This window comes from Microbacterium testaceum (genome assembly GCF_029761935.1).
Taxonomy (GTDB): Bacteria; Actinomycetota; Actinomycetes; order Actinomycetales; family Microbacteriaceae; genus Microbacterium; species Microbacterium testaceum_A.
In genome coordinates this window covers 2,111,556-2,137,913 of the sequence record NZ_CP121699.1, presented here as the reverse complement: position 1 = coordinate 2,137,913, position 26,358 = coordinate 2,111,556, and the positions used below count along the sequence as shown (strand labels likewise).

The following is a 26,358-nucleotide window of genomic DNA, read 5'->3' as shown; positions in this document are numbered from 1 at the left end:
GAAACTGAGAAGACATGGCTGACGACACCACTCCCGGGCCCGCCGACGCGCGCGAAGAAAGCGCTCACAACCACGGCAAGATCGACCAGGTCGACCTGCAGCTCGAGATGCAGCGGAGCTACCTCGACTACGCGATGAGCGTCATCGTCGGGCGCGCCCTGCCCGACGTGCGCGACGGTCTCAAGCCCGTGCACCGCCGTGTGATCTACGGCATGTACGACGGCGGCTTCCGCCCCGACAAGTCGTTCTCGAAGTGCGCCCGCGTCGTCGGCGAGGTCATGGGTCACTACCACCCGCACGGTGACGCCCCCATCTACGACGCCCTCGTGCGTCTCGTGCAGCCGTGGTCGCTGCGCTACCCGCTGGCCCTCGGCCAGGGCAACTTCGGCTCACCCGGCAACCAGGGCGCGGCCGCTCCGCGTTACACCGAGACCAAGATGGCCCCCCTCGCGCTTGAGATGGTGCGCGACATCGAAGAAGAGACCGTCGACTTCGAGGACAACTACGACGGCCAGACGCAGGAGCCCACGGTCCTGCCGGCGCGCTTCCCGAACCTGCTGGTCAACGGCTCGGTCGGCATCGCCGTCGGTATGGCCACGAACATCCCGCCGCACAACCTGCGCGAGGTCGCGGCCGGCGCCCTCTGGGCCCTCGAGAACCCGGATGCCACGCGCGAAGAGCTGCTCGAGGCGCTCATGGAGCGCATCCCCGGCCCCGACTTCCCCACGCACGCCCAGATCCTCGGTACCCGTGGCATCAAGGACGCGTACCGCACCGGGCGCGGCTCGATCACGATGCGCGCCGTGGTCAACATCGAAGAGATCCAGGGCCGCACGTGCCTCGTGATCACCGAGCTGCCCTACCAGGTCAACCCCGACAACGTCGCCGTCAAGATAGGCGACCTCGCCCGCGAGGGCAAGATCACGGGCGTCGCCGACATCCGCGACGAGAGCTCGGGTCGCACCGGTCAGCGCCTGGTCGTCGTGCTCAAGCGCGATGCGGTCGCGAAGGTCGTGCTGAACAACCTCTACAAGCACACCCAGCTGCAGGAGAACTTCGGCGCCAACATGCTGGCGATCGTCGACGGCGTGCCGCGCACGCTCTCGCTCGACGGCTTCATCAGCCTGTGGATCGACCACCAGGTCGAGGTCATCGTCCGCCGCACGCGTTACCGCCTGCGCAAGGCCGAAGAACGCATGCACATCCTGCGCGGCTACCTCAAGGCGCTCGACGCGCTCGACGAGGTCATCGCGCTCATCCGTCGCTCGCCGACTGCTCAGGATGCCAACGAGGGGCTGCAGAAGCTCCTCGACATCGACGACATCCAGGCGCAGGCGATCCTCGACATGCAGCTGCGTCGTCTCGCCGCCCTCGAGCGCCAGAAGATCGTCGACGAGGCGACCGAGCTCGAAGCTCGCATCGCGGACTACAACGACATCCTCGCCACGCCCGCCCGCCAGCGCACCATCATCCGCGACGAGCTGACGGCGATCGTCGACCGCTTCGGCGACGACCGTCGCACCGAGATCCTGCACGGATTCGACGGCGACGTGTCGATCGAAGACCTCATCGCCGAAGAAGAGATGGTCGTCACCGTCACCCGCGACGGCTACATCAAGCGCACGCGCAGCGACAACTACCGCTCGCAGCACCGCGGCGGCAAGGGCGTGAAGGGTGCGCAGCTGCGCGCCGACGACGTGGTCGAGCACTTCTTCGTCACCACGACCCACCACTGGCTGCTGTTCTTCACGAACAAGGGCCGCGTGTACCGCTCCAAGGCGTACGAAGTCCCCGAGGCCGGGCGCGATGCGAAGGGTCAGCACGTCGCGAACCTGCTCGCGCTGCAGCCCGACGAAGAGATCGCCCAGATCCTCGACATCCGCGACTACAGCGTCGCCACGTACCTCGTGCTCGCCACCCGCAACGGGCTGGTCAAGAAGACCCGCCTCGACGAGTACGACACGAACCGCCAGGGCGGCGTCATCGCCATCAAGCTCCGCGGCCAGGTCGCGGACGACACCGACGACGCCGAGCAGGGCGGTGCCGACGAGCTGGTCAGCGCGATGCTGGTCGACGAGGGCGACGACATCCTCCTGATCAGCCGCCTGGGGCAGTCGCTGCGCTTCTCCGCCACCGACAGCGCGTTGCGCCCCATGGGCCGGTCGACGTCGGGCGTGAAGGGTATGGACTTCCGCGAGGGCGACAGCCTGCTCTCGGCATCCGTCGCCAAGGACGACGAGTTCGTGTTCGTCGTGACCGAGGGAGGCTATGCCAAGCGCACCGCCGTCACCGAATACCGGATGCAGAATCGCGGCGGTCTGGGCATCAAGGTGGCCCGTCTGACCGATGACCGCGGGGTGCTCGCGGGCGGAATGATGGTGTCGGAGGGCGACGAGGTCCTCGTGGTTCTTGCCAGCGGCAAGGTGGTACGCTCTGCCGTGGCCGAGGTCCCCGCCAAGGGGCGCGACACCATGGGTGTCGTGTTCGCACGAGCCGGAGGTGATGACAGGATCATCGCCATCGCCCGCAACGCAGAGCGGAACCTGACCGAGACGACGGAGACGATCACGGAGCCCACCGCTTCTTCCGCGGATGAGGCCGACGCCTCCTCTTCCGAGACCCCCGAGGAAAGTACTGACGCATGAGCACGGTAGCCGACAAGCTCGCCAAGAAGTCGACTCACAAGACCCCCGCCAAGCAGGTCCGCCTGCGTCTGGTGTACATCGACTTCTGGTCGGCGGTGAAGCTGTCGTTCCTGGCGGCGGTCGCTCTGGCCATCGTCACCGTCGTGTCGTACTTCCTCATCTACCTCGTCGTCTCGGCGACGCTGCTGACGAAGCTCGATGAGTTCTTCACGAGCTTCACCGACGGTGGGGCGACCCTGTCGCAGTACGTGGGCCTGCCGCAGGTGATGGCGTTCGCCGCCATCGTCGCCATTCTCAACCTCGTCATCGTCACCGTGCTCGGCGCCGTGATGGCGGGTATCTACAACCTGGCGGTGAAGGTCACCGGTGGCCTTCTCGTCGGGTTCACCTCGAACTGACGCCGATTCGTCAAAACCTCGCGAGTCCGGTAAAGTCTTCGAGGTTGACATCACGTCAGCGAGACGGGGCTATAGCTCAGGCGGTTAGAGCGCTTCACTGATAATGAAGAGGTCCCAGGTTCAAGTCCTGGTAGCCCCACCCCTTCCCTCGCGGGGCCTTAGCTCAGCTGGTAGAGCGCCTGCTTTGCAAGCAGGATGTCAGGAGTTCGAATCTCCTAGGCTCCACAATCGATAACGAAGAGCCGGTCCCTCAGGACCGGCTCTTCGCCTTTCCCCCGTGGCTCAGCCGGCGGCGCGACGTCGCCCCGCACGGAGAAGAATCACCGATACCGCGTAGAGCACGGCTCCCGATACCGCCAGCACCGTGTTCATGCCCTCCAGCGTGACGGCGAACGGCGGGAGGAACGCACACACCCACGCGACCGCGAGCACCACAGGGCCCGGAGGCGGGGGCAGCTCGCCCAGCGCCTCGAAGCGGACCAGGACCAGCGAGAGCAGCCACAGCACCACGGCCGTCGCGGCGAAGACGAGGGGGCGGGTCGCCCACCACTCCGGGCTCGCCGGCGTAGGTGCGGCGCCGGGGATCAACAGGGCGACACCCGAGACGATGAGGATGACGGGTAGGTGCCACAGGTAGACCGTCATCAGCCGGGAGCCGATCACGAACACGATCGCCTGGGCGACCCTCGTGCGCATCAGGGCGGTGAGAACGGGCTTGGCGAGACGCAGCAGGCAGGCCTGCGCGAGACCGAACAGCACGAGCGGGAGCGTCGGCGGGTTGAGGTTGGCGAGCATGTTGTTCGAGTAGGGCCCCCAGACCACGATGGCACCGACGACGAGATAACTGCCGGCCGCGAGACCGAGAAGAGACAGCGACGAACGGCGGTCGAACCATCCGTCGCGGTACCAGTAGCCCAGCTGTTGGATCAGGGGCCAGACGAACAACAGGTTCGCGTACCCCAGCTCTTGGACCCCCGAGGCGAAGCGCAGCGCGTCGACCGCCATCACCGCGACCAGAAGCATCGCGACCGTGCGGCGGGGCGCGACCTCGTGCCAGTGCGTCGTGAGCGGCACGACGGCCTGGCAGAGCAGGTACGCCGCGAGGAACCACAGCGGCATCCCCACTCCCACCACCGCGGCATCGACGAGCGACGGATCCACTCCGACGAGGGCGGCGACCACGAGGACGGCCGCGACGACGAGGAACAGCGGAAGCGCCGGTTGCGCGAGGCGCAGAGCGCGGGAGCGGATGAAGCCGCGCGCGTCGCCACCCCGACTCGTCCACGTCGCCCAGCCGGCGGCGGAGGCGAAACCGCCCACGACGAAGAAGAGCGGCATGATCTGCCCGAACCAGGTCGCGGTGTCGAACCACGGCTGCATCTCGGCGGGTCGCGAGGTCACGATGGCGCCGTCGGGACCCCGACCGACGCCCACCTGGAGCAGGTGCACGACGACCACGAAGCACACGGCCGTGACGCGGGCGAGATCGAGCGTGAGGTCGCGGCGCGAGACGTCGGGCGTCGACGGAGAGAGCTCAGTGCGCATGGGACCATCGTGGCGCGACCCGGACGTCTGTCGTCACCTCCGACACGCGGGTGAAACCCGTCGCTAAAGTTCGGTCATGGATATGCGCGTGGCCGCGTACGCCGTCGTGACCGACGCAAACGACCGCGTGCTGCTCGCCCACTGGATCGACGGACGACGGGGAGCGTGGACCCTGCCCGGCGGCGGCCTCGAGGACGGTGAAGACCCCGCCCAGGCGGTGCGCCGGGAGGTGCGCGAGGAGACGGGGTTCCGTGTCGTGGTCGACGAGCTGCTCGGCATCCACTCCCGGGTCATCCCCGCCGAGGCGCGGCTCGCCGACGGCGCCACAGGCCCTCTGCACGCGCTCCGGATCGTCTACCGGGCTCGCGTTGTGGGCGGTCGCCTGCGGTTCGAGAGGGACGGTTCGACCGATCGCGCGGAGTGGTTCACCCTCGCCGCGACCCGCAAGCTGCGGCGGGTTCAGCTCGTCGACGTGGCTCTGCGGATGGCCGGCATCCTCGGCTCGTGAGCCTCAGGCGCGTTCTGCGGTGATGTCGGCGACCGTCGCGCCGTAGGCGGCTATCAGATCGTCCGCGTCGACGAACAAGCTGTATCCGTGCGCTCCCGCGCCCATGGCGATCCGCGACCCGACGATGCGTTCGTCGGCGTACACGGGCCAGTCGGTCGAGCTGCCGATCGGAACGATGGTGCCCCGTTCATAACCCGTCGCGGCGAGGGCCAGCTCGGGCTCGGGCAGCCGCAGCTTGTTCACGCCGACCACCGCGCGCAGCTTCGGCCACGAGATGGCGCGATCGCCCGGGACCAGCGCGAACAGATAGGTGTCGTCCGAACGCTTGACGACCAGCGTCTTCACGATCGAGGCAGAGGGGATGCCGAGCAACTCGGCCGCCTCGTCGAGGCTCGACGCCGCGGGACGCTCGCGCACATCGACGGAGAGGCCGCGCTCTCGCGCGGCCTCTCTGACTCTGATGGTGGGATCGCTCACGCGTCCGGCGCGCGCAGCGGGTCGTCCGCCACCCACAGCTCGTCGTCGGCGCGCAGCGTCTGCCACGCGGCGTACGCGACGCCGGCAGCGGCGACCACGCCGAGGATGATGGCGATGACGCCGCCGGCGCCGATGCCGTCGTGCTGCGACGGAAGCTTCTTGGCGAGACGCTTCGACGCCTGCTTGCCGTACTTCTCGGCACGCTTGGCGTACTTGTGGGCGTCGAGCTCGAAGCCGCGACCCTTGGCGAGACGGTCGCGGGTGTCGCCCGCTGCGTCCCACACCGACATCGCTCCGCCGACCACGGCACCGGCCGCGGGGACCACCTTGTGGCTGAGGAAGCGGTTGCTGTACTTCACGCTCTTGTCGACGTACGGAGCGGCGTACTTGTTGTACCCGTCCTGCACGGCGGGGACGAGGTCTTCGCGGCTGAAGCGACCGAGCTGGTGGCCGGCTTCACGAGCGACCTTCCCGCTCTCGCCCAGCAGCACCTGCTGCGACTCCCACACCTTCGCGGCGTGCTTCTGGAGCTTGCGCAGTTCCTTCTTGCTCTTGCGGCTGAGGCCCACGGCTCATCCTCCCTGTCGATGGGATGTACGTTCGTTCATCTTGCCAGAACGGGTCGCTGACGCCGCCGACCCTTGCAGATAACTCTGAGAGAATGTACTCATGGCCAACCACACCGCCGTCGCGACCCTGCACACCAACCACGGCGACATCGTCGTCAACCTGTTCGGAGACCACGCTCCGCGTACCGTCCGTAACTTCGTCGGGCTCTCCGACGGAACCCAGGAGTGGACGAACCCGGCTACGGGCGCCAAGGGTGAGGGTCCTCTGTACAAGGACGTCATCTTCCACCGCATCATCCCCAACTTCATGATCCAGGGCGGCGACCCCCTCGGTCAGGGCATCGGTGGCCCCGGATACAACTTCAACGACGAGATCAGCCCCGAGCTCGACTTCACCCAGCCCTACAAGCTGGCCATGGCCAACGCTGGTCTGCGCCGCAACGCCATCACCGGCCAGGCCGAGGGCACCAACGGCTCGCAGTTCTTCATCACGACCGACCCGACCCCGTGGCTCCAGGGCAAGCACACGATCTTCGGCGAGGTCGCCGACGACGCGTCCAAGGCCGTCGTCGACAAGATCGCCTCCGTCCCCACCGCCGCGGGCGACCGTCCGATCGAGCCCGTCGTGCTCCAGTCGGTCGACGTCGTCTCGGTCTGACCTCTCAGGCGGCGGCGGGTGTCCACGACTGAGGAGTTCCGTCGCAACAGCGACAACTTCTGTTACCGGCATCCCGACCGGCAGAGCTTCGTGCTGTGCCAGCGGTGCATGCGCACCGTGTGTTCGGAGTGCCGCACACCCGCCGCCGTCGGCGTCATCTGCCCGGAGTGCATGGCGCAGCAACGCGCCGCGCAGACCCCCGCGCAGAAGAAGGCTCAGCGCCGCTGGGCCTCTCGGCCCATGTCGGTCGTCTCGTCCGGCCGACCGCAGATGACCCTCGGCATCATCGCCGTCACGGGCCTGGTCTACATCATCGGGCTCATCCCGGGCGTGGGCGGCGTCGTGTCGAACCTGCTCGCGTTCAACAGCCTCTACGTGCTGCCGCAGGCCGGTTTCATCGAGCCGTGGCGCCTGTTCACCGTGGCCCTCGTCCACAGCGGGTTCTTCCACGTGGGCCTGAACATGCTCGCTCTCTGGTTCATCGGGCGCAGCCTCGAGCCGCTGCTCGGTCGCGCGCGGTTCCTGGTGCTCTACCTGATCGGTGCCCTCGGCGGATCGGTCGCCGTCGCGCTCCTCGCCCCCGGGGTGTGGACCGTGGGTGCGTCCGGTGCGATCTTCGCGCTCTTCGGCGCCCTGCTCGTGATCGGACGCCACATCGGCGCGGACATCCGCGTCATCGCCGTGTTGATCACCATCAACTTCGCATGGCCGTTCGTGATCGCCGGTCTCAACGCGATCGGATCGGGCGACTTCGCCGGCTCACTCGCCGCGGTGGGGATCTCGTGGCAGGCGCACCTGGGCGGATTGATCACCGGCGCCGGCGTCGGACTGATCTACGCGCGAACGCGCGCAGCGACGCAGAAGCGGGTGCAGATCGTCTTGCTCGTCGTTCTCAGCGTGCTCCTGATCGCACTGCTCGCGATCCCGGCTGTGTTCTACGTCTGAGAGTTATCCACAGCCTCATCCACAGGTGGGGATGAATTACACGAGTGTAAGTCAGCGCCACTTCGTGGTCATGAGGAACCCGACGAACGCGATGCCGAAGCCGATCACGAGGTTCCACGGACCGATGCCGGGGATCGGGAACTGCGAGTTGCTGAGATAGAACACCAGCACCCACACGAGGCCGATGAGCATGAGGCCGATCATGATGGGCAGGAACCACACCGGGTTCGGAGCCGATCCGCCTTCGTTGCGCTCAGCGATCGGGTCTTCGCCTTTGCCAGTTCGAGCCATGCCGGACAGTCTAACGGTCAGGTGCGCGTGATCCCGCGGAACTAGACTGCCCCCGTGCAGACCGTCGACCAGCCGCAGACCCGCCGGGGATCACGGCGCGGTCGCGCTCCACGCCGGCGGGTGTCCGTGATCGGGGTCATCGGTGATCTGCTGGTCACCGCGGGCGTTCTCGTCCTGCTCTTCGTCGTCTGGCAGCTCTGGATCGGCGACGCCATCATCGGCGCGCAGTTCAAGGATCAGGGCAGAGAGATCAGCGAGCAGTGGGCCACCAATCCGCCGCCGTCGGCGCCCCTGCCCACGACGACCGCTCCCGCTCAACCGGCGGCACCCCCCACGGCCGACCCGCCCGCCCTCGAGCAATCGAAAGACGCGCAGATCTTCGGCGTCGTCTACATCCCGCGCCTCGGCCCTGACTACCATTTCCCGGTCGCCGGGGGAGTCAGCTCGTCCCGCACCCTCGATCCGATCGGCCTCGGTCACTACCCCGACTCCGCCATGCCCGGGCAGGTGGGCAATTTCGCCATCGCCGGCCACCGCGGCAGCCACGGGGCGCCGTTCGCGGACCTGCCGTCGTTGCGCATCGGCGATGCCATCGTCGTCGAGACCGAGGGCGGCTGGTACACCTACCGGTTCCGCAACATCGAATACGTGCGTCCCGACGGCGTGAACGTCCTGCTGCCAACGCCCCAGCAGCCGCAGATCGAGGCGACGGACCGCGTCATCACGATGACCACCTGCAGCCCGCGCTACGGCTTCTCGGAGAGAGCGATCGGCTACGGCGTGTTCGAGTCCTTCACCCCGCGGACCGACGCCGGTCCGCCGACGTCTCTGACCTCTGGAGCAGCCTGATGTACGGAGCCCTGTGGCGCGTCCTCCCCGGTCCGTGGTGGGTGCGTCTGCTGATCGTCCTGGTGCTGCTCGCGGCCGTTCTGTACGGCCTCTTCTTCTACGTCTTCCCCTGGGTGAGCGACCTCGTCTATCCCCAGGAGGTCACGGTCGAGTGAGTCCCTGGCGCGTCGTCGTCGTCGACAATCGCGACAGCTTCGTCCACACGCTCGCCGGCTACGTCCGAGACCTCGGGGCCGAGACCATCATGATCGCGGCGGACGATTCCGGGCTGCCGGATCTCGCCGTGCGCGACGCACAGGCGATCCTCGTCTCACCCGGCCCCGGTCACCCCGACGACGCCGGACACTCGGTCGCCGTGGTGCACGCGGCGCTGGGTGCCGGCATCCCTCTCCTGGGAGTTTGTCTCGGACATCAGGCCATCGCGACGGCGTTCGGCGGACGCGTCGGACACGCGCCGGAACTGCTGCACGGGATCACGAGCGTCATCCGGCACGGGGGAGACGGGGTGTTCGCCGATCTTCCCGACGGCTTCGTCGCCACCCGCTACCACTCGCTCTCCGTCGACGCGGAGTCGCTCCCGGCGGAGCTGGAGGTGACGGCGCGGACCGACGCAGGAGTGGTGATGGGCCTCCGGCACCGGACCGCGCCGATCGAGGGCGTGCAATTCCACCCCGAGAGCGTGCTGACCGAGGGCGGACATGTGCTGCTCGGCCGCTGGCTCGAGAACGCCGGACTTTCGGGCGCCGCTGCACGCGGCTCCCGACTTCACCCGCGCGGTGTCAGGCGCCCGAACACACCGTCAGCGTGATCTCGCTGTGCACCGGGACCTCACCCGGGGCGAGAGACTGCGTCTTGACCGTCGGGGGCGTCGCGGCCTTGCAGCCGGGATCCTGCTGCGTCTTGACCGTCAACTGCTTCGCGTCGGACTCCAGCTCGCGCTGGGCCGCCTCGAGGGTGTAGCCGGTGTAGTCGACGATGACCACCTGTCCGCTGGCGACCACGAGGTTCACCGTGGTGCCCTTCGCGACCTCGGCACCCGACTCGACGCTCGAGGAGATGATCGTTCCGGCGGCGAGAGCGGGATCATCCTGGCGGCGGATCGAGCCGACCGACAGTCCCGCGTTCTGCAGCGCTGTCCGCGCCTCGCTCTCGGTGATCCCGTCGAGGGTCGGAACCGTGGCCGTATCGGGTCCGGTCGAGACGTAGACCGTGATCCTCTGCCCGGCGGTGACATTCGTCCCGGCCTCGGGGACCGTGCTCACGACATTTCCGGCGGCGACCTTCTCGTCGGACTCGTTCACGCGACTGGTGGTCAGCTGCTGGCCCTCGAGCGTCTCGACCGCGCGGTCGTACGACATGTCGACGACGTTGGGGACCGTGTATGCGCTGGTGGGCACGTCGTTGCTCGGCTGGATCTGCATGACCCAGATGAGGACGGCCACGAGGAGCACGGCGAGCACGGTCACGCCCGCCCAGATCCAGGCCACCGGGGGGCCGGGCTGCGTGCGGCGCATCGTGGTGTCGGTGCTGAGCTGCCGCAGCGAACGCGCGGTCTCAGCCGCTTGACGCGGGTTCGGACCGTACAGTTCGTTCGACAGCGCCGACATCTGGCGCTTGGTGGGGCCCTTGCCGTCGACGGTATCGTCGAGGGCTTCGCGGAAGCTCGCGGCGTCCTGCGGGCGCTGGAACGGGTCCTTCGCGAGGGCGCGGAGGACGATGGCGTCGAGCGCGCGAGGTACCGTCTCGACAATCTCGCTGGGCGGGACCGGGGCCTCGCTGACATGCTGGTAGGCGACGGCCACGGGGGTGTCGCCGCGGAACGGGGGTCGACCCGTGAGGAGCTCGTACAGCACGACGCCCGTGGAGTAGAGGTCGGCGCGGGCGTCGACGGACTCGCCCTTGGCCTGCTCGGGCGAGAAGTACGCCGCCGTGCCGACGATGGCCGTGGTCTCGGCGACCGTGGACGAGGAGTCGGACACCGCGCGGGCGATGCCGAAGTCCATCACCTTGACGCGTCCGGAGTCGGTGATCATCACGTTTCCGGGCTTGATGTCGCGGTGCACGACGCCGGCACGGTGCGAGTACTCCAGAGCCTCCAGGATGCCGTCGACGTACCGCAGCGCGTCGTCGGTGGGCACGGGCCCCTCGGCGATGACGTCCTTGAGCAGACGGCCGTGCACGAGTTCCATGACGATGTACGGAACCGGGCGCTCGTGGCCGTCGACGCCCGTCTCGACGTCCTCACCCGCGTCGAAGACCCGCACGATCGTGGGGTGGGCCATGCGCGAGGCCGCCTGCGCCTCGAGCCGGAACCGCGTGCGGAAAGCGGCGTCGCCCGCCAGATCGGCCTTCAGGACCTTGATCGCGACCGTGCGCCCGAGCGTCTGGTCGTACCCGCGATAGACGCTGGCCATGCCGCCGCGACCGATGAGGTCGTCGACGCGGTAGCGCCCGGAAAGGACGCGCGTCTCAGTGGTCACGGGTGGAGCTCCTGGCGTGGGGGATGGGGATCAGGGCTTGACGGTGGGAACCGCCGCGGGCGTCGCCGACGGCGAAGACGAGCTGCCGCCCGTGATCGTCGCCGACGCCTCGCCCGAGGGACCGGCCGTCCGGTCGCCGGCGCCCGAGCAGCTGACGGTGTACGTCACCCGCAGGGTCTGACCGGCGGCGTTGTTGACCGTCAGCTTCGCGTTGCGCGCGTCGGGAGCGAACACCGCGGTCGACTGTCCCGTGGCGTCGAAGGTGCCATTGGTGGCGGTGAAGTTGTACGACGTGACCGACCCGGTGCCCGAGGGGCACGAGTACTGCTGCCACGAGACCTGGATGTCGCTGCCCGCCGTCACCGAGGTGCCGGGGAGGGTCGGCGTGCCGGGCGTCGAGAGCGGCGTCTCTTCGCCGTAGACCGTGACCTCGATGTTCGTACCCTGCGGGTTGCGTCCCGTCGGATCGACGACGTAGATCTTGCCGACCTGGTCGGCGTTCTCGGCCGCGTTCCCGGTGGTGCAGGTGGCACCGAGGTTCGCGTTGCGGAGGGCCGTGCGCGCTTCGTCGCAGGTCTTGCCGATGAGGTTGAGGGCATCGACGTCGACGAGGGTGCTCGACGGGGTCGGGCTCGGGGACGGCGAGGACGGCGTCGGAGCCGGCGTCGAGGCGGACGCGGACGGGCTGGCCGGAGCCGCGTTCGAGTCGCCCTGGTTCGTCAACAGCGTGACGAGCGTGCCGATCAGCACCAGCGCGAGCAGGGCGATGAGCGCGATGAGCGGCCACGTCCAGGGACTGCGCTTCTTCTTCTGCGGCGCGGGGTCTTCTTCGGTGTGTTCCTCGGTGAGAAGCGACGTCGCCGCCGCCGGGGCGGGCATGAGACGCGTGGTCGCCGAAGTCTGCCCCCCGGCCGTGAGCAGCTGGGTCGCGTCATCGGCAAGAGCAGCACCGGCCGCGATCGCGGGGACGGCGGCGGCCGCGGCCGCGAGGTCGCCGCGACGCAGAGCGGTTGCGGCGCGCGAGACGGCGGCCGACGAGGCCGGACGGTCGTCGGGCTTCTTGGCGATCATCGCCATCACGAGGTTCTGGACGGGCTGCGCCACCGTGGGGGGCAGGGGAGCGGGCTGCTCGTTGATCTGCGCCATGGCGATCGCGACCTGCGACTCGCCCGTGAAGGGACGCTTGCCGGCCAGGCACTCGTACGCGACGATGCCGAGGGAGTAGGTGTCGGTCGCGGGCGATGCGGGGTGACCCGACGCCTGCTCGGGGGAGAGGTACTGCACCGTTCCCATGACCTGACCGGTCGCGGTCAGCGGAACCTGGTCGGCGATGCGCGCGATGCCGAAGTCGGTGATCTTGACGCGACCGTCGGGCGTGATCAGCAGGTTGCCCGGCTTGATGTCGCGGTGCACGAGGCCCGCGGCGTGCGCCGCCTGGAGCGCGGCGGCCGTCTGGGCGACGATGTCGAGGGTCTTGTCGGTGGAGAGCGACCCGTCGCGCTCGAGGATCGTCGACAGGGCTTCACCCGGGACGAGCTCCATCACGAGGAAGGCGCTGCCGTCCTCCTCGCCGTAGTCGAACACGCTGGCGATGCCTTCGTGGTTGACGAGGGCGGCGTGGCGCGCCTCGGCGCGGAAGCGCTCGAGGAAGCCCGGGTCGCCCATGTACTCGTCTTTGAGGATCTTGATGGCGACGGTACGTCCGATGACGTGATCCGTCGCCTCCCAGACCTCGCCCATACCGCCGATCGCGATCCGCGAATCGAGCTCGTAGCGTCCTCCGAAGGTCACACCTTGCGTCGGTCTCATTTACCCAGCACCGCCTCCATGACCTTCTTCGCTATCGGGGCGGCGATCTCGTTGCCGCTCCCGTTCTGCCCCTGGCCTCCACCGTTTTCGACGACCACGGCGACGGCGACCTTGGGGTCTTCCGCCGGTGCGAAGCCGGTGAACCAGAGAGTGTAGGGACGGGAATCGTTCTCCGCCGTGCCGGTCTTACCCGCCACCGCGACCCCGTCTATTCTTGCATTCGATGCTGCGCCGTCCTGGACGTTCGCCGTCATCATGGTGACCATCTGGGCGGCGATCGAGGAGTCCAGAGCACGTCCGAACTCGCTGCTGCTCGCCTCGTCCTTCACCGAGAGGTTGGGCTCGATCACCCGATCGACCATCCGCGGGTTCATCACCACGCCATCGTTCGCGATGCCGGCCGACACCATCGCCATCTGCAGCGGGGTCGCGCGGACGTCGCCCTGACCGAAGCCGCTGAGGGCGGTCTGCGGAGCGTTCGGCGAGGTCGGGTAGGTCGACGGCGTGGACTCGAGCGGCAGGCTGAACGAGGTGTTGAACCCGTACTTCTCGGCCTCGGCGCGGATCGCGTCATCGCCGAGCTCGACCGCGAGCTCGGCCATCGGGATGTTGCAGCTCAGCCGCAGCGCCGTCGCGATGGTCACGGTGTCGCCGCCGCCGCAGGTGCCGCCGCCGGCGTTGCTCACGACGTTCGTGGACTGGGGCAGCGTGTACGCGGCGAGGTTCGGGAAGGCTGAGTCCGGCGTGTAACGACCGGATGCCAGCGCCGCCGAGGCGACGACGAGCTTGAAGGTCGAGCCCGGAGGGTTGAGGTTGCCGCCGATCGCGCGGTTGTCCATCGGCTTCGACGGGTCGGCGATCAGCTGGTCGTACGCCGCGTTGACGGCATCCGTGTCGTGTGAGGCGAGGATGTTGGTGTCGTAGCTGGGCTTGGACACCATCGCCAGGATGCGCCCGGTCGAGGGCTCGATCGCCACGACGGCGCCCTGCAGGTCGCCGAGGGCGTCCCACGCGGCTTTCTGCACCTTCGGGTCGACCGAGAGCTCGACGTTCGAACCCCGCGGCGCCTGGCCCGTGATGGCGCGGTCGATGCGCGAGAAGAACTGGTTCGAATCGGACCCGCTCAGCACGCTGTTCTCGGCCGCTTCAATCTGGGTCTTCGCGTCGAGCACCGGGTTCATATAGCCGGTCACGGGCGCCCACATGTCGGCATCCGTGTACTGACGCTGCCAGCTGTAGACGTCGTTCGAGGGAACCGATGAGGCGATCGCGGTGCCGCCGGCGATGATCGATCCGCGCTGGATCTGGTACGAGTCGTACAGCGCACGCGTGTTGCCGGTGGTGTTGGTCAACGAGTTGGCCTGGGCGACCTGGATGATGCTCGTCGAGGCGAACAGGGCCAGGAACATCGCCAGCATGACGATGCTGAGGCGTCGGAGCTCTTTGGTCACGGTGCCTCCTCGGGAATCGGGGCGTCGAGGGGGGCGAACGGGCGGGTCATCAGCCGATCACCACCCGGGGGCGGCTGCGCACCGCGTCGGAGATCCGCAGCAGGAACGCGACGATGATCCAGTTCGCGATGAGCGACGATCCACCGGCCGCGAGGAACGGGGTGGTGAGGCCGGTCAGCGGGATCACGCGGGTGACGCCGCCGACCATGATGAACACCTGCAGGGCGATCGTGAACGAGAAGCCCGTCGCGAGCAGCTTGCCGAAGTCGTCCTGCCCCGCGAGACCGATGCGGATGCCACGGCTGGTGAAGACCATGTAGAGCGCGAGGATCGCGAACAGGCCCACCAGACCGAGCTCTTCGCCGAGGCTCGGCACGATGTAGTCGCTCTGCGATAGCGGGGTGATGTACGGCCGTCCCTGACCGAGACCGGTGCCGAAGAGGCCGCCGTGCGCGAGGCCGAAGATGCCCTGCACGAGCTGGTAGCTGCCGCCGTCGCGGTTGATCACCTCGGGGTCGAAGGCGCTCAGCCAGTTGGCGAAGCGCCCGTTGACGTAGGGGAGGACCCGGGATGCCAAGAAGGCACCGCTCGCGACCAGCACCAGGCCGATGAGCACCCAGCTCGTCTTGCCGGTGGCGACGTAGAGCATCGCGACGAACATGCCGAAGATCAGCAGGCCCGTGCCGAGGTCGCGCTGCAGCACGATGATGCCGAGCGAGACGAGCCAGATGATCAGCACCGGGCCGAGTTCACGGGCGCGCGGCCACGTCATGAACAGGAACCGCGTGCCGGTCGAGGTGAGGCTCTCTCGGGTGCGGACCAGATAGCCGGCGAAGAAGATCGCCAGACAGATCTTGGCGAGCTCACCGGGCTGGAACGACACGAAGCCCAGCGACACCCACACGTCGGCGTTCTGGTCGGTTCCAAGGCCCGGGACGAAGGGCAGCAGGAGCAGCAGGATGCCGACGAGGCCGAACAGGTACGTGTAGCGGAAGAGCACCCGGTAATTGCGCACGAAGATCAGCACGGCGAGGGCTGCGACCATCGCGATGGCCGCCCAGGCGATCTGGCGGTTGCCCGTGGCATCCCATCCGCTCGCCTTGTCAGCGAGGTCGATGCGATAGATCATCGCGATGCCCAGGCCCGTGAGGACGGTGGCGATGGGAAGCACGAACGGGTCGGCATCGCGGGCGCGCAGGCGCAGCACCACGTGCATGATCAGCGCGAGGACCGCCGGGATTGCGGCGACCGAGAGGTAACCGGCTTCGACGGTGTTGTTCACGCCGAGCTGCACGAGGACGATGGCGCCGCCGTAGACGGCGATCGCGAACAGGAGCAGGCCGAGCTCGCGGTTGCGCTGCTTGGCGGGGACGCGGATCTTCTTGAGCGCGCGCATCACGGCCGTGTCGGTGGACACGGCGTCGCCCGATCGGGTGAGCTTCTGGTCGGTCATCCGCTTCCCTCCGCCGCGGGACGCAGGCGTTCGACGATCTTCTCCGCGTCGTTCAACGACGGCGCGGAGATGGTGGCCTGGACGGTCTGCCGATCGAAATCGGACAGCTCGGACAGGGGGATGTTCGTGTCCTGGTAGACCGTCGAGAGCGAGATCGGACCGATGGACTGCTGGATGCCGCGGTAGATCACGACCGAGTCGCTGTCGGCGCCGACGTAGTAGAGCGTCTGCGTCCAGTTGTAGCCGGCGAACAGGCCGACGCCGATGCCGGCCAGCACCAGAATCAGCGCGGCGAGCCAGCCGAAGCGGCGGCGGCGGGCGCGGCGACGGTCTTCTTCGATGAGCTCCTCGAGGAACTCGGCCGCCGGCTCGAAGTGGGTGGGCTCGTTCGCGACCTGGCGGGCGTGGTGCAGCCACCCCGACCGGCTGGGACGGGCGGCGGGCACGACGACGCCGCTGGGGGTGGACGCGGAGCCGACGATCGTGGGGGTTCCGATGAAGACCGGGTGCTGGCCGCCGACGTCGACGAGCACGACCGTCACGTTGTCGGGAGCGCCGCCGTCGAGCGCCTGCTTGAGCAGAGCGTCGGCCGTGCGCGCCGGGGGCATGCCGAGGGCCAGCGTCTTGGCGGTGTGGGCGTCGTCGACGACGCCCGAGAGGCCGTCGGAGCACAGCAGCCAGCGGTCGCCGTCCTGCGTCGGCATGATGAAGCTGTCGACCTCGGGGTCGGGATCCATGTCGCCGAGTACTCGCATGAGCACCGAGCGCCGCGGGTGGTACCGGGCCTCTTCGGGCGTGATGCGACCCGAGTCGACCAGACGCTGGACGAACGTGTGGTCGGCGGTGATCTGCGTGAGGGTGTCGTCGCGGTACAGGTAGATGCGCGAGTCGCCGATGTGGCCGATGACGGCGTAGTCGTCGACCATGACGAGAGCGCTCACCGTCGTTCCCATGCCGGCCAGCTCGGGGCGGCGGGCCACGGTGTCGATGAGCTCCGCCGCCGTGTCGGCGAGGGAGTCTCGGATGGCGTGCTCGGCCTGGGCGGGGGAGCCGAAGGGCTGATCGAGCTCGGTGAGGCGGCGGATCGCCAGGCTCGAGGCGACGTCACCGCCCGCGTGGCCGCCCATGCCGTCGGCGACCACGAAGAGGTTGGACCCGGCGTAGCCGGAGTCCTGGTTGTTGGAGCGCACCTTGCCCGTGTGGGAGATGGCGGCGCTCGAGCCCTGGAAGACCATGGAGGAGGGCTACTTCCTCAACTCGAACGTCGTCGCGCCGACCTTGATCGGAGCCCCCACCTTGACCTGAACCGGTGCAGCGACGCGGACGCCGTCGTGCGAGGTGCCGTTCGTGGAGTCGAGGTCCTGCAGCATCCACTGCTCGCCCCAGAGGACGAGTCGGGCGTGGTGGCTCGAGGTGTAGTCATCGCGGATGACCAGACCCGACTCGCTGGAGCGACCGATCGTCAGCGGCTCGGTGCCCAGGGGCAGCTCGAGGCCGGCCTTGGGACCGCTCGTGATGACGATGCGCGAGACGGCGGACGTGGTCGCCAGACCCCCCGCGGGCGCCGGGGCCGGAGGGGCGGGGCGCTTGACCTGCGTGGTCACGGCGTCAGGCGATGACGTGGGGGCGGCTGCCGCCGGAGCGGGGGATGCCGTGGGCTCGGGGAGCTTGCGCACCTTGACGCCGAACAGGTCGGCGCGCAGCGAATAGACGACACCGAACACGAAAAACCACAGCAGGACGAGGAAGCCGCCCTGAAGAAGAAGGAGAGTCAGCTGACTCATGAGAGGGGTCCCCGTTCCCGGACGTCGAAGATGCTCGTGGCGTCGGACGCCGAAGGGCGTCGCGGCGGCTGCGCCTGGGCGACCACACGGAACACGATATTGGTGCGGCCGATCGAGATCGTCGAATCGGGCGGAAGAGCGGCCTCCGAGACCTTGCGGCCGTTGAGGGTGGTGCCGTTGGTCGAACCGAGGTCGCGGACCATCGCGCGCTCGCCGTCCCACAGGATCTCGACGTGCTTGCGGCTCGTGCCGGCGTCGGGGATGGTGATGTCGGCGTCGCTGCCGCGGCCGATCACGGTGCGGGCAGCGGTCAGAGGGTGACGAGTGCCGTCGATGTCGACGACCCCGCGCCACGCGACCTGCCCCTCGGTGGTCTGCGAGTCGACACGGAGCGTGCCTGTCGACAGCGACCCGTCGCGTTCGATCGTGATCGCGACCGGACCGGCGAAGGAGTAGCCCTGCGTACGGGCGTGCTTCTTGACCAGGGTGTCGAGCTCGGACACCAGGGTCGAGCCCAGCGCGCTCATCTTCTCGTCGTCGGCGGGCGAGAGGCGCACCGCGAACGTGTTCGGCGCGAGGATGCGCTCACGCGTGACGACCACGGCTTTCTTGTCGAGTTCGCTGCGCAGAGCGGACGCGATCTCCACCGGCTGGATGCCACTGCGGAAGGTCTTCGCGAACGCACCGTTGACGGCGCGTTCGAGACCCTTCTCGAAACTGTCGAGTAGCCCCACGAGACTCCTTCAGGCAGGCAGACCAGTAGGCACATCGTAGTCAGCGCGGCTGGGGAGGTCATGGACGCGGGCTTCGGAGCCGCGTTTCGTGACGCGGTCGCGGCCGTGATATTCTCGGGAAGTTGGTCGCGTGGCATCCTGTGTCACGCAACGCGCGAGTGGCGGAATAGGTAGACGCGCTGGCTTCAGGTGCCAGTGCCCGCAAGGGCGTGGGGGTTCAAGTCCCCCCTCGCGCACCAATGAGAAAGACCCCCGGGTTCGTCCGGGGGTCTTTCTCATTGCGGAAAGCAGTCGTCACACGAACTTCTCGACGTGGATCCGACGCTCGGGGAGGCCAGCGGCTCTCGCCTCGCCGACGACCAGGTCGGCCCAGTCGCCGGGACCGCAGACGAAGAGATCCGAGTCCAGCAGGTCCGGCAGGACGGCGACGATCGAAGCTCCTCGGGTGACGGCATCCGCCGACATCCAGGACGACTGCCCGGAGGGACGCCGGCCGATCATCTCGACGACCGCGCCGCCGCTCTGCTCCACCAGCCTCTCCGTCTCGTCCCACAGGAAGACCTGCGATCGATCGGTGGCACGCAGGACGACGGTCGCCTCGCCCCGTGCCAGGTCGGTGTCCTCGAGCAGCGCCCGCGCGGGCGTGATGCCGATCCCGGCCGCGACGACGGCGAGGCGCGGGGCGGTGCGCGCGGCATCCGTGAATATTCCGTAGGGGCCCGCGAACGACACCTTCGTTCCGGCCTTCAGCCGCGCAAGACGCTCCGTTCCCGCACCGAGTGCGCGCACAGTGAGGCGGGCCTCCGTGTCGGTCGGCACCGCGGAGAACGAGATCGGGTGCGCGTGCCACCAGGTGCGGCGACTCCAGAACCGCCAGATCGCGTACTGGCCCCCGCGCACACCGAGGCGCGACAGGTCGCGGCCCGAGAGGTGGATCGAGAACACACCGGGGCTCAGCGGCTCGACAGCGGTCACGCGGAGCTGGTGTTCGTCGGTGGCGAGCAGCGGCGCGGCGAAGCGGAACCACGCGATCGATCCGAATGCCAGGACGTAGAGACAGATCCAGTAGAAGGTCTGCGGTGTGCTGCCGGAGAGCACCTGCCCCGCCGAGAGCTGATGCGGAATGGCGACGAGAACAGCGACGTAACTGAGCAGATGGATCGCGTGCCACACCTCATGGGCGAGACGGCGACGCACGACGACGAGAGAGGTCACGACGACGACGACCAGCAGACCCGTACCCAGCCACGCGAGCAGCATGTCGGCGCCGGAGAACAACGACAGTGTCTGGTGCCAGAGTGACAGACCGTCTCGCAGGGAGTATCCGACGATGATCAGGGCGCCGTGACTCAGGATGAGATACACCGCGGGTTTGCCGAGGCGCCGGTGAAGCCGGATCGCAGCGTCCTGGCCGAATGTGCGATCCACCCACGGGATTCGCGCGGCGAGCACGAGCATCAGCAGCAGGAAGTCGGAGCCGACGAGGCCCGTCACAATCCCTGCGGCGGTGACTGCGCTGGCGAGGTCGGTGATCTGAGCCGGTCGCCCCGACGTCAGGAACAGCATCACCGCGACGATCACCGAGACCCAGCAGGCCGCGACCAGGACGACCTCGGCCCGTTCTCGTCGGCGGAGGGAACGAACGCGATCCCGTTGCGCGGTCGCCTCGCGCCCGGACGGCGAGGGGCCGTTCGATCGGATCGTGCTGCTCACGGGATGCCCTTCAACCCGCAGACGTGGAGCGGGCCTCTCCCAGTTTCGCACCCCCGCCCGGGCGGGACCCGGCTCGTCAGGTCGCGCGACGACCGCGCGCCACCCCCGCCTGCAGCGCCACGACAAAAAGAACGACCGCCGCCCCGGCCGCCGCGAGAAGGGCGATCGCACCGGCGTCGGCGCCCGGAGCGGACGCCTGACCGAACTCGTCCTGCCAGGGCCAGAGCGCGCGGAGCGAGCCCAACATGAGCCCGGTCATCAGCGCGAGCATGAGGGCGTGGTACCGGCGCAGCATCACGCGAAGCAGGTTGACGAAGAGGCTGAGGCCCACGACGGCGCCCAGGACGAAGGCCGCGATGTACGGCAGGTCGCGTTCATTGAGGGCCACGAGTGTGGTCTCGTAGAGGCCGAACACCAGCAGAAGGAAAGCGCCCGACAGGCCGGGCAGGACGAGGGCGCACACCGCGACCGAGGCCGCGAGGGCGACGATCACCAGCGGCGGCTCCGCGACGGTGACCGTCGGCAGACCGGTCAGGGCGAACGCCGCGGCGCTCGCGACGAGCGCGATGAGACCGAGACGCCACGTCCAGCCTCGGCCGAGCATACGGACGGGGATGAGGAGGGATGCCGCGATCATCCCGCCGAACACGGCTCTCGTCTCGGTCGGATACGCGGACACCAGCGGCGCCAGGACCCGGGCCCCCACGACGACGGCGACCACCATTCCGAGCAGCACTGGCGCGACGACACTCCAGCGCACGGCCCGGAAGTGCGCGGCGGTTCGTGTCATGCCTCGACCGCGCACGACGTCGGCGCTCGCGACGAGCCCGCGCACGATGTGGCTGGCCGCGTCGATCAACGTCGCGTACACCCCGACGATGAGGGCGACCGTGCCGCCGCTGACCCCGGGGACGACTTCCACCGCCCCGATCAGCGTGCCGCGGACGAGGTTTCCCAGGGGGCGCAGAGGTGAACGTCGGTCGGCAAGGGTGTCGGCCATTCGGACAACGCTATGCGAGACCGCTCGGGAATGCGATTCGCGCGGACGCGTGATCGCACCAGAAATGAGCGGCTTATGCAACCCACCCCGCAAATGTCGTTCCTGAGAGGAAGCTGGATGCAACGAGAGTCCCGCCTCGAGCGGGCATCGGTTCACACTCGCGAAAGGAACACATCATGGGATTCTTCGGATTTCTTCTCCTCGGCCTCATCGCCGGCGCTATCGCCAAGCTGATCCTCCCCGGAAAGCAGGGTGGCGGCTGGCTCATCACGCTGGTGCTCGGCGTCGTCGGCGCTCTGCTCGGCGGATTCCTGGGAACCGCGATCTTCGGTGTTGACCTCGGCGGTTTCTTCGAACTCCGCACCTGGCTCCTCGCCATCGGTGGTTCGGTCATCGTTCTGCTGATCTACGGCCTCATCGTGGGTCGTCGCGCCGCGCGCTGATCGACGAGGAAAGGCCCGGGGCGATTGGACCGCGCCCCGGGCCTTTCGCTGTCTCCGGTCGTCCACCCGCTTTACTGGGCAGGATGCCGAAACACCGCCGCCTCCGTTTCCTCCTCGTTCTCGCGGGGGGATCGGTGGCGGCGTTCCTCGTGGTGTGGCCGCAAGGTGTCGGCATCCATCGTCTTCCCCTCATCGCGAATGCGATCTCGCTCCGTGCGCTGCTGGCCCTCGGATTCGGGGTTCTCGCGATACTGGTCGCCGGTGCGGCCGTGTGGCGCCGGCGATGGGGAGTGGCCGCGGCTCTCGCGATCGCGCTCGCCGCGGCATCCGTGGGCAACGGCGCCGTGCTGCTGATCCGCGGAGGGGGAGCTGCCGTGCAGCCGGGTGAGCTCACGATCGCCGCCTGGAACACGTACGGAGGATCGGTCTCTCCCGAGACGATCGCCCGGATGGTGCGTGAGACCGGGGCCGACGTCGTCAGCCTTCCCGAGACCGATGCGATCGCGGCGGCCGAGGTCGTCGGCATCCTGGATCAAGAAGGCATCTCGATGAGCCACGACACCGTGGTGGCCGCGCCGGACGGCGAGACCATCCCGACGTCGATCCTCATCTCGCGCGAACTCGGCGACTACGCACTCGACACCGGGGTCGGTTCGACCGTGGGCCTGCCGAGCGGCGCGTGGAGACCGGTCGACGGCTCAGGACCGGTCCTCGTGGCTGCGCACCCCATGCCGCCGCTCCCGGGCGTCACCGACCGCTGGGAACTCGGGCTCGAGTGGATCGCCGGACGCTGCGCCGAGAGCGAGGTCATCGTCGCGGGCGACCTCAACTCCACGGTCGATCACTTCGAAGGTCTCGGCGTCGACGGAGGGACTGTCGGCGGATGCCGCGACGCGGCCGCCGCCGCGGGCTCGGCAGCAGCGGGAACCTGGCCCGTCCGGCTGCCGGTGGGGCTGGCGTCGCCGATCGACCACGTGCTGGTCGGCTCCGCGTGGCGCGTGAACGGCTTCGCCGTGCTCACCGACTTCGACGACGCGGGCAGCGACCACCGCCCCATCGTCGCGACGCTCAGCCGCGGCTGACCGCTCCGGGCAGGCACGGGCGCTTGCCGCGCGGGGCCGCCCCCAATACCCCGACCCCGCGCGGACGCGGCGGCGGAGCCTGCTCACGCCGTGCAAGCAGTCTGGCCCCGGCGCGCGCCCCCCGCGTGCGCGGGCCAGCCGGGTCCGCGGGGCCGCGCGGCACCTCGGCCGGCGATTTCATCCGATCGGACTACGCCCCGGTGCGCGGGAGCCCGTTGCGCGCTCCCCACAGCGCGAGCTGCGTGCGGTCGTCGAGGTCGAGCTTCCGCAGCGCCGACGCGGTCTGGCTGCGCACGGTGTTCACCGACACGCTCAGTCGCTTCGCGATGTCCTCGGTCGAGGTGACCCCGCTGCTGAGCAGCCCCACGACCCGACGCTCCGCCCCGGTCAACAGGGCCACCTGCTCGGGCTCGGCGGGGGTGCTGCGCGCGTCGCGGAGCTCGCGGATCAACCTCGGTGCGACGCGAGGCGAGATCGTGGCCGTTCCCGCGGCCGCCCCGCGGATGACCGGCAGCAACTGGTCGCTGTCGTGACCCTTCAGCAGATATCCGCTGGCGCCGGCTTCGATGGCGTCGACGACGAACGCGTCCGAGACCTCGCTCGTCAGCAGGATGACACGGCATCCGCCCTGCTCGTCCGCCGTGATCAGGCGCGTGGCTTCGATCCCGTTCATGCCGGGCATGTGCAGGTCCATGAGGACGACGTCCGCGCGCTCGGCATGCGCGAGGACCACCGCGTCGCGACCGTTCGCGGCCTCTCCGGCCACGCGGATGCCCGTCGCGTTCTCGAGGCGGAGCCGGATCCCCCGGCGCACCGTGCGGTTGTCGTCGACGATCAGCACGCGGATGTCGGCGCCGGGCGCGGTCACGGCGTCAGAACGCGGGTCGAGGCCTCCGAGGCGCTGAGCGGGGCCTCCATGATCACAGCCCAGCCGCCCGTCGAGACGGGACCGGCGGTGAGAGTGCCGTGCAGCAGGTCGACGCGCTCCGCCATACCCGCAAGTCCCCATCCGAGCCCGGTCGGAAGATCGGATGCCACGGCCGCTCGCCCGGGCTCGTTGCCGACGGCCACACGGATCGACGTCGGCGCCACGCGCACGTCGACCGACACGCGAGCGCCGGGGGCGTGCTTGCACGCGTTCGTCAGCGCCTCCTGCACCACGCGGTAGGCGGTGGTGGAGACCATCGCGGGCAGGTCGTCGACCCCGGCGTGAACGCGGACGACGATGTCCATCCCGCGTGACGACCAGTAGTCGAGCAGCTCGTCGAGCGAGCGGAGGTCGAGGGTCGGCTCGGCGCGCGCATCGCTCTCGGCGCGCAGGTCGCGCAGGGCCGCGTAGAGGCTGGCCGACGCGAAGCGTCCCTCGGCGCGCATCTCGGCGATGAGGGTCGCGGCCTGGGCGGCGTCCAGGCCGTCGATGTCGACGGCCGCGTCGGCCAGAGACAGCAGGCCGGCGAGGTGTTGTCCGGCGACGTCGTGCAGCTCCTGGGCGATGCGGGCGCGCTCCCGCGTTCTCGCGCGTTCGAGCCCGGCTTCGTGCTCGGCGGCGGCTGCGGCGAGCTCCGCGCGCGCACGCCGCAGTCCGGACATGCGCCTCGCCCACCAGATGCCGAGCGCTGCGGCGCCCGCCACCGGTGCGCCGAACGCGAGCCCCGCGCTGAGGACGAAGCTCCACGCGACGGCCGCCGGCGCCCCGGTGGAGGTCGACCACAGGGCCAGGATGCCGACGGCGGCGCCGACCACCACGATCGTCCAGAGGACCGCGACGGCCGCGCGCCGCTGTGCGGCGAGGAGGAAGACGGCGATCCCCACCACCAGGGGGAGGGCCCCCAACCACCGCGGGATGTCGAGGCCGGCGACGAGGGCGAGGTAACACGCGGCCGTGCCCAGGGCGGCGACGACCGGGAAACGGGGAGACAGCAGGAGGAACGCGCTCTGCGCGGCGCACCCGGCGATCACCAGGGCGATGACCACGCCGAAGGGGATGCGGTCCTCCCAGACCACGTCGCCCTGCAGGATCGTCGCGAGGGGATCCGACAGGGACTGGACGACGGTGACGACGAACACGATGACGACGAACGCCGTCATGACGCGCGGCCGGCTCAGGATGCGGGTGAAGCCCTCGGCATCCGCCGTGCGGGGGGTCGGTTCTTCATCACTCGTCGGCACCGCGTCACTCTAACGTCGGCGGCAACACGTAGACCACGTCGTCGCCGTCGCGCTCGTGCTCGACGAAACCGATGCGGGCCAGGACCGCGTGCGAGGGCCGATCGTCGACGGAGACGCACGCGTAGAGGGGCCGCTCGGCCTCGTGCGACGTGAGCAGGCGCAGCGCTTCGGTCGGGGCGTCGTCGTGCGCCGAGGGCGAGATCGCGAGCAGGATCTCGCGCTCCTCGTCGACGTCGAGAGCGGCGGCGAGCCCGACCACGGCGTCGTCCTCGACGATGACGTGTGCGTCGACCTTCGCGTCGTCGCTCCAGCGGTCGAAGGCCGCCCGATCGTCGAACGCGGCGCGCGGCCACGCGGAGGTGCTCGCCGACACCGCACGGAAAGCGGCATCCCGGTCGTCGTCCTGAAGGGCTCGCAGCTCGATGTGGGGCATGGCGTCACGCTAACGGGAGCGGGGGAGCGGGCCACCGCTCTTGTGCGCTCAGGCGAAACCGTGCAGGGCGAGGAAGGTCCACGTGGCGCCGTTCGTGTCGCGACGGGCGATCTGCTCGTGCAGATGGCGGAACAGGGTGTCGCGCGTGCCGTCGTCGACGCTCATCCAGCCCTCGAGATTGCGACGCAGCACGAGATCGATCTGCACGAAGGTCTTCTGGAAGACGACATTGCGCGAAATGGCCACGAGGTGCGAAGCCAGGGCCATCATCGCGTTCACGTATTCGGGCGAGCTTTCGGCGGAATGCAGCTCGTCGACGATGCGCGCCGTTTCGACGAGTTCGTCGTCGGAGCAGCGGGGCAGGGCCACGTGCAGGACGGCGGCGATCGTGTGCGCGGCGTACTCGCGCATGTCGTTGCGAGCGCGATCGGTCAGGGCGGCCACGCGGGTGTACCGGTTCGCCGCGACTTCGACCAGCCCGATGCGCTCCAGCCTCTGCAGAGCCTCGCGCACCGGAGTGCGGGATATGCCCATGAGCGTCGCCAGCTCGACATCCCGCAGCCGGTCACCCGCCTGGAGCCGACCGTCGACGATCGCCTCGCCGAGGGCCCTATAGGCCTCGTCGACGAGGGCGGAAGCACGCCGACGACTATCCATCAGCCGGATTTTACGGCCCTCGGTTACCACAGCACATGGACAGAACTTGCTGATTCTTCGTTTTCGTGTCGCGCGCGGGCCTCTGCGCCGGTAAAGTGATCGCCGTCACGCCTCGCGTGACATATCCGGGGGGATCCGTCGACGCCCGGGCTTCGAGCTTGCTCAGCCCGGGCGTCGTATGGGCTTACGGCGTATGACGCCGCGCAACGTTTGTGTCACGGACCCGTGCGCGAGAAGAGTCCGGCCGTTACCGTGAAGGCACAGA

At 68.9% G+C, this 26,358-nt stretch carries 27 protein-coding genes and 3 tRNA genes; 13 read left to right on the top strand and 17 right to left on the bottom strand.

Annotated features, from left to right (window positions below):
* Nucleotides 1-14: 14 nt before the first annotated feature.
* The 4 genes from gyrA (at nucleotide 15) to QBE02_RS10340 (ending at nucleotide 3,268) form a co-directional block, all read left to right on the top strand.
* Nucleotides 15-2,645, top strand: a complete 2,631-nt coding sequence (gene gyrA, locus QBE02_RS10355) for a DNA gyrase subunit A (RefSeq protein ID WP_279365638.1) — start codon at nucleotides 15-17, stop codon at nucleotides 2,643-2,645.
* Entirely contained in the window at nucleotides 2,642-3,043 is a 402-nt protein-coding gene (locus QBE02_RS10350) for a DUF3566 domain-containing protein (protein WP_056225075.1), read from the top strand. Before gyrA ends, QBE02_RS10350 begins: the two co-directional genes overlap by 4 nt.
* Before the next feature lie 65 nt (nucleotides 3,044-3,108).
* Nucleotides 3,109-3,182 (top strand) — tRNA-Ile (locus QBE02_RS10345).
* 13 nt (nucleotides 3,183-3,195) lie between these two features.
* A tRNA-Ala gene (locus QBE02_RS10340) sits at nucleotides 3,196-3,268 on the top strand.
* A 57-nt stretch (nucleotides 3,269-3,325) separates the two neighbouring features.
* On the opposite strand, the gene QBE02_RS10335 is transcribed toward QBE02_RS10340, so the two are convergent.
* Nucleotides 3,326-4,588: an acyltransferase family protein gene (locus tag QBE02_RS10335; protein ID WP_279365637.1), complete on the bottom strand. Its 1,263-nt coding sequence runs from the start codon at nucleotides 4,586-4,588 to the stop codon at nucleotides 3,326-3,328.
* Between the two features lie 76 nt (nucleotides 4,589-4,664).
* Here QBE02_RS10335 and QBE02_RS10330 point away from each other — a divergent pair, with 76 nt between their 5' ends.
* Entirely contained in the window at nucleotides 4,665-5,096 is a 432-nt protein-coding gene (locus tag QBE02_RS10330; RefSeq protein ID WP_279365636.1) for an NUDIX hydrolase, read from the top strand.
* Nucleotides 5,097-5,099: 3 nt separating this feature from the next.
* Here the strand turns inward: QBE02_RS10330 and QBE02_RS10325 are convergent, their stop codons facing one another.
* Nucleotides 5,100-5,573 carry an aminoacyl-tRNA deacylase gene (locus QBE02_RS10325; RefSeq protein ID WP_279365635.1) on the bottom strand — a complete coding sequence of 158 codons (474 nt, stop codon included), beginning with the start codon at nucleotides 5,571-5,573 and terminating at the stop codon, nucleotides 5,100-5,102.
* On the bottom strand, nucleotides 5,570-6,142 hold the full coding sequence (locus tag QBE02_RS10320) for a DNA helicase (RefSeq protein WP_279365634.1): 573 nt from the start codon (nucleotides 6,140-6,142) through the stop codon (nucleotides 5,570-5,572). Before QBE02_RS10320 ends, QBE02_RS10325 begins: the two co-directional genes overlap by 4 nt.
* Before the next feature lie 100 nt (nucleotides 6,143-6,242).
* Here QBE02_RS10320 and QBE02_RS10315 point away from each other — a divergent pair, with 100 nt between their 5' ends.
* Entirely contained in the window at nucleotides 6,243-6,800 is a 558-nt protein-coding gene (locus QBE02_RS10315; protein ID WP_056225086.1) for a peptidylprolyl isomerase, read from the top strand.
* A gap of 18 nt (nucleotides 6,801-6,818) precedes the next feature.
* The gene (locus tag QBE02_RS10310; RefSeq protein ID WP_279365633.1) at nucleotides 6,819-7,745 is read left to right on the top strand and encodes a rhomboid family intramembrane serine protease; all 927 of its coding nucleotides are present in this window, start codon (nucleotides 6,819-6,821) and stop codon (nucleotides 7,743-7,745) included.
* Nucleotides 7,746-7,796: 51 nt separating this feature from the next.
* Here the strand turns inward: QBE02_RS10310 and QBE02_RS10305 are convergent, their stop codons facing one another.
* Nucleotides 7,797-8,036, bottom strand: coding sequence for a cell division protein CrgA (locus tag QBE02_RS10305; RefSeq protein WP_094735171.1), 240 nt, complete (start codon nucleotides 8,034-8,036; stop codon nucleotides 7,797-7,799).
* Nucleotides 8,037-8,090: 54 nt separating this feature from the next.
* On the opposite strand from QBE02_RS10305, the gene QBE02_RS10300 reads away from it, so the two are divergent.
* Genes QBE02_RS10300 through QBE02_RS10290 form a run of 3 tightly spaced genes read left to right on the top strand, consistent with a single transcriptional unit; the run spans nucleotide 8,091 to nucleotide 9,693 of the window.
* Complete coding sequence (locus QBE02_RS10300) at nucleotides 8,091-8,885, top strand: class E sortase (protein ID WP_279365632.1); 795 nt, start codon at nucleotides 8,091-8,093, stop codon at nucleotides 8,883-8,885.
* A complete protein-coding gene (locus QBE02_RS10295; RefSeq protein ID WP_164481586.1) occupies nucleotides 8,885-9,040 on the top strand; it encodes a hypothetical protein in 156 nt (51 codons plus the stop codon). Before QBE02_RS10300 ends, QBE02_RS10295 begins: the two co-directional genes overlap by 1 nt.
* Nucleotides 9,037-9,693: an anthranilate synthase component II gene (locus tag QBE02_RS10290; protein ID WP_279365631.1), complete on the top strand. Its 657-nt coding sequence runs from the start codon at nucleotides 9,037-9,039 to the stop codon at nucleotides 9,691-9,693. Before QBE02_RS10295 ends, QBE02_RS10290 begins: the two co-directional genes overlap by 4 nt.
* Here the strand turns inward: QBE02_RS10290 and pknB are convergent.
* The 7 genes from pknB to QBE02_RS10255 are packed head-to-tail and all read right to left on the bottom strand — an operon-like array spanning nucleotide 9,665 to nucleotide 18,596.
* Complete coding sequence (gene pknB, locus QBE02_RS10285; protein WP_279365630.1) at nucleotides 9,665-11,365, bottom strand: Stk1 family PASTA domain-containing Ser/Thr kinase; 1,701 nt, start codon at nucleotides 11,363-11,365, stop codon at nucleotides 9,665-9,667. The two genes, QBE02_RS10290 and pknB, sit on opposite strands and share 29 nt — an antisense overlap.
* A gap of 30 nt (nucleotides 11,366-11,395) precedes the next feature.
* A complete protein-coding gene (locus tag QBE02_RS10280) occupies nucleotides 11,396-13,174 on the bottom strand; it encodes a serine/threonine-protein kinase (RefSeq protein ID WP_074694502.1) in 1,779 nt (592 codons plus the stop codon).
* Nucleotides 13,171-14,625: a peptidoglycan D,D-transpeptidase FtsI family protein gene (locus QBE02_RS10275; protein WP_279365629.1), complete on the bottom strand. Its 1,455-nt coding sequence runs from the start codon at nucleotides 14,623-14,625 to the stop codon at nucleotides 13,171-13,173. The genes QBE02_RS10280 and QBE02_RS10275 overlap by 4 nt, the downstream gene beginning before the upstream one ends.
* Nucleotides 14,626-14,674: 49 nt before the next feature.
* Complete coding sequence (locus tag QBE02_RS10270; protein ID WP_144783604.1) at nucleotides 14,675-16,078, bottom strand: FtsW/RodA/SpoVE family cell cycle protein; 1,404 nt, start codon at nucleotides 16,076-16,078, stop codon at nucleotides 14,675-14,677.
* A complete protein-coding gene (locus QBE02_RS10265; RefSeq protein WP_074694499.1) occupies nucleotides 16,075-17,313 on the bottom strand; it encodes a PP2C family protein-serine/threonine phosphatase in 1,239 nt (412 codons plus the stop codon). The genes QBE02_RS10270 and QBE02_RS10265 overlap by 4 nt, the downstream gene beginning before the upstream one ends.
* Nucleotides 17,314-17,322: 9 nt before the next feature.
* A complete protein-coding gene (locus QBE02_RS10260) occupies nucleotides 17,323-17,862 on the bottom strand; it encodes an FHA domain-containing protein FhaB/FipA (RefSeq protein ID WP_074694498.1) in 540 nt (179 codons plus the stop codon).
* On the bottom strand, nucleotides 17,859-18,596 hold the full coding sequence (locus QBE02_RS10255; RefSeq protein WP_268102871.1) for an FhaA domain-containing protein: 738 nt from the start codon (nucleotides 18,594-18,596) through the stop codon (nucleotides 17,859-17,861). The genes QBE02_RS10260 and QBE02_RS10255 overlap by 4 nt, the downstream gene beginning before the upstream one ends.
* 152 nt (nucleotides 18,597-18,748) lie before the next feature.
* Here QBE02_RS10255 and QBE02_RS10250 point away from each other — a divergent pair.
* Nucleotides 18,749-18,835 (top strand) — tRNA-Leu (locus QBE02_RS10250).
* A gap of 55 nt (nucleotides 18,836-18,890) precedes the next feature.
* On the opposite strand, the gene QBE02_RS10245 is transcribed toward QBE02_RS10250, so the two are convergent.
* Complete coding sequence (locus tag QBE02_RS10245; RefSeq protein ID WP_279365628.1) at nucleotides 18,891-20,309, bottom strand: ferredoxin reductase family protein; 1,419 nt, start codon at nucleotides 20,307-20,309, stop codon at nucleotides 18,891-18,893.
* 76 nt (nucleotides 20,310-20,385) lie between these two features.
* Nucleotides 20,386-21,309 (bottom strand): DUF368 domain-containing protein, encoded by a 924-nt coding sequence (locus QBE02_RS10240; protein WP_279365627.1) that lies wholly within the window; start codon nucleotides 21,307-21,309, stop codon nucleotides 20,386-20,388.
* Nucleotides 21,310-21,485: 176 nt separating this feature from the next.
* Here QBE02_RS10240 and QBE02_RS10235 point away from each other — a divergent pair, with 176 nt between their 5' ends.
* Both QBE02_RS10235 and QBE02_RS10230 read left to right on the top strand, forming a co-directional pair.
* Nucleotides 21,486-21,752, top strand: coding sequence for a GlsB/YeaQ/YmgE family stress response membrane protein (locus QBE02_RS10235; protein ID WP_279365626.1), 267 nt, complete (start codon nucleotides 21,486-21,488; stop codon nucleotides 21,750-21,752).
* A gap of 83 nt (nucleotides 21,753-21,835) precedes the next feature.
* A complete protein-coding gene (locus QBE02_RS10230) occupies nucleotides 21,836-22,834 on the top strand; it encodes an endonuclease/exonuclease/phosphatase family protein (protein ID WP_279365625.1) in 999 nt (332 codons plus the stop codon).
* Between the two features lie 190 nt (nucleotides 22,835-23,024).
* Here QBE02_RS10230 and QBE02_RS10225 read toward each other — a convergent pair whose 3' ends face one another.
* From QBE02_RS10225 to QBE02_RS10210, 4 genes are read right to left on the bottom strand one after another with little or no spacing between them, the layout of a single operon-like run.
* Nucleotides 23,025-23,702 (bottom strand): response regulator transcription factor, encoded by a 678-nt coding sequence (locus QBE02_RS10225; RefSeq protein WP_279365624.1) that lies wholly within the window; start codon nucleotides 23,700-23,702, stop codon nucleotides 23,025-23,027.
* Nucleotides 23,699-25,003 (bottom strand): sensor histidine kinase, encoded by a 1,305-nt coding sequence (locus QBE02_RS10220; RefSeq protein ID WP_279365623.1) that lies wholly within the window; start codon nucleotides 25,001-25,003, stop codon nucleotides 23,699-23,701. Before QBE02_RS10220 ends, QBE02_RS10225 begins: the two co-directional genes overlap by 4 nt.
* 4 nt (nucleotides 25,004-25,007) lie before the next feature.
* Nucleotides 25,008-25,436 (bottom strand): GNAT family N-acetyltransferase, encoded by a 429-nt coding sequence (locus tag QBE02_RS10215; protein WP_279365622.1) that lies wholly within the window; start codon nucleotides 25,434-25,436, stop codon nucleotides 25,008-25,010.
* 48 nt (nucleotides 25,437-25,484) lie between these two features.
* Nucleotides 25,485-26,093 (bottom strand): GntR family transcriptional regulator, encoded by a 609-nt coding sequence (locus QBE02_RS10210; protein ID WP_279365621.1) that lies wholly within the window; start codon nucleotides 26,091-26,093, stop codon nucleotides 25,485-25,487.
* Nucleotides 26,094-26,358 lie beyond the last annotated feature (265 nt).

Coding starts and splice junctions, on each gene's coding strand:
- gyrA (WP_279365638.1), top strand. CDS start 15: ATGGCTGACGACACCACTCCCGGGCCCGCCGACGCGCGCGAAGAAAGC.
- QBE02_RS10350 (WP_056225075.1), top strand. CDS start 2,642: ATGAGCACGGTAGCCGACAAGCTCGCCAAGAAGTCGACTCACAAGACC.
- QBE02_RS10335 (WP_279365637.1), bottom strand. CDS start 4,588: ATGCGCACTGAGCTCTCTCCGTCGACGCCCGACGTCTCGCGCCGCGAC.
- QBE02_RS10330 (WP_279365636.1), top strand. CDS start 4,665: ATGGATATGCGCGTGGCCGCGTACGCCGTCGTGACCGACGCAAACGAC.
- QBE02_RS10315 (WP_056225086.1), top strand. CDS start 6,243: ATGGCCAACCACACCGCCGTCGCGACCCTGCACACCAACCACGGCGAC.
- QBE02_RS10305 (WP_094735171.1), bottom strand. CDS start 8,036: ATGGCTCGAACTGGCAAAGGCGAAGACCCGATCGCTGAGCGCAACGAA.
- QBE02_RS10295 (WP_164481586.1), top strand. CDS start 8,885: ATGTACGGAGCCCTGTGGCGCGTCCTCCCCGGTCCGTGGTGGGTGCGT.
- QBE02_RS10280 (WP_074694502.1), bottom strand. CDS start 13,174: ATGAGACCGACGCAAGGTGTGACCTTCGGAGGACGCTACGAGCTCGAT.
- QBE02_RS10270 (WP_144783604.1), bottom strand. CDS start 16,078: ATGACCGACCAGAAGCTCACCCGATCGGGCGACGCCGTGTCCACCGAC.
- QBE02_RS10265 (WP_074694499.1), bottom strand. CDS start 17,313: ATGGTCTTCCAGGGCTCGAGCGCCGCCATCTCCCACACGGGCAAGGTG.
- QBE02_RS10260 (WP_074694498.1), bottom strand. CDS start 17,862: ATGAGTCAGCTGACTCTCCTTCTTCTTCAGGGCGGCTTCCTCGTCCTG.
- QBE02_RS10240 (WP_279365627.1), bottom strand. CDS start 21,309: ATGGCCGACACCCTTGCCGACCGACGTTCACCTCTGCGCCCCCTGGGA.
- QBE02_RS10235 (WP_279365626.1), top strand. CDS start 21,486: ATGGGATTCTTCGGATTTCTTCTCCTCGGCCTCATCGCCGGCGCTATC.
- QBE02_RS10230 (WP_279365625.1), top strand. CDS start 21,836: ATGCCGAAACACCGCCGCCTCCGTTTCCTCCTCGTTCTCGCGGGGGGA.
- QBE02_RS10215 (WP_279365622.1), bottom strand. CDS start 25,436: ATGCCCCACATCGAGCTGCGAGCCCTTCAGGACGACGACCGGGATGCC.
- QBE02_RS10210 (WP_279365621.1), bottom strand. CDS start 26,093: ATGGATAGTCGTCGGCGTGCTTCCGCCCTCGTCGACGAGGCCTATAGG.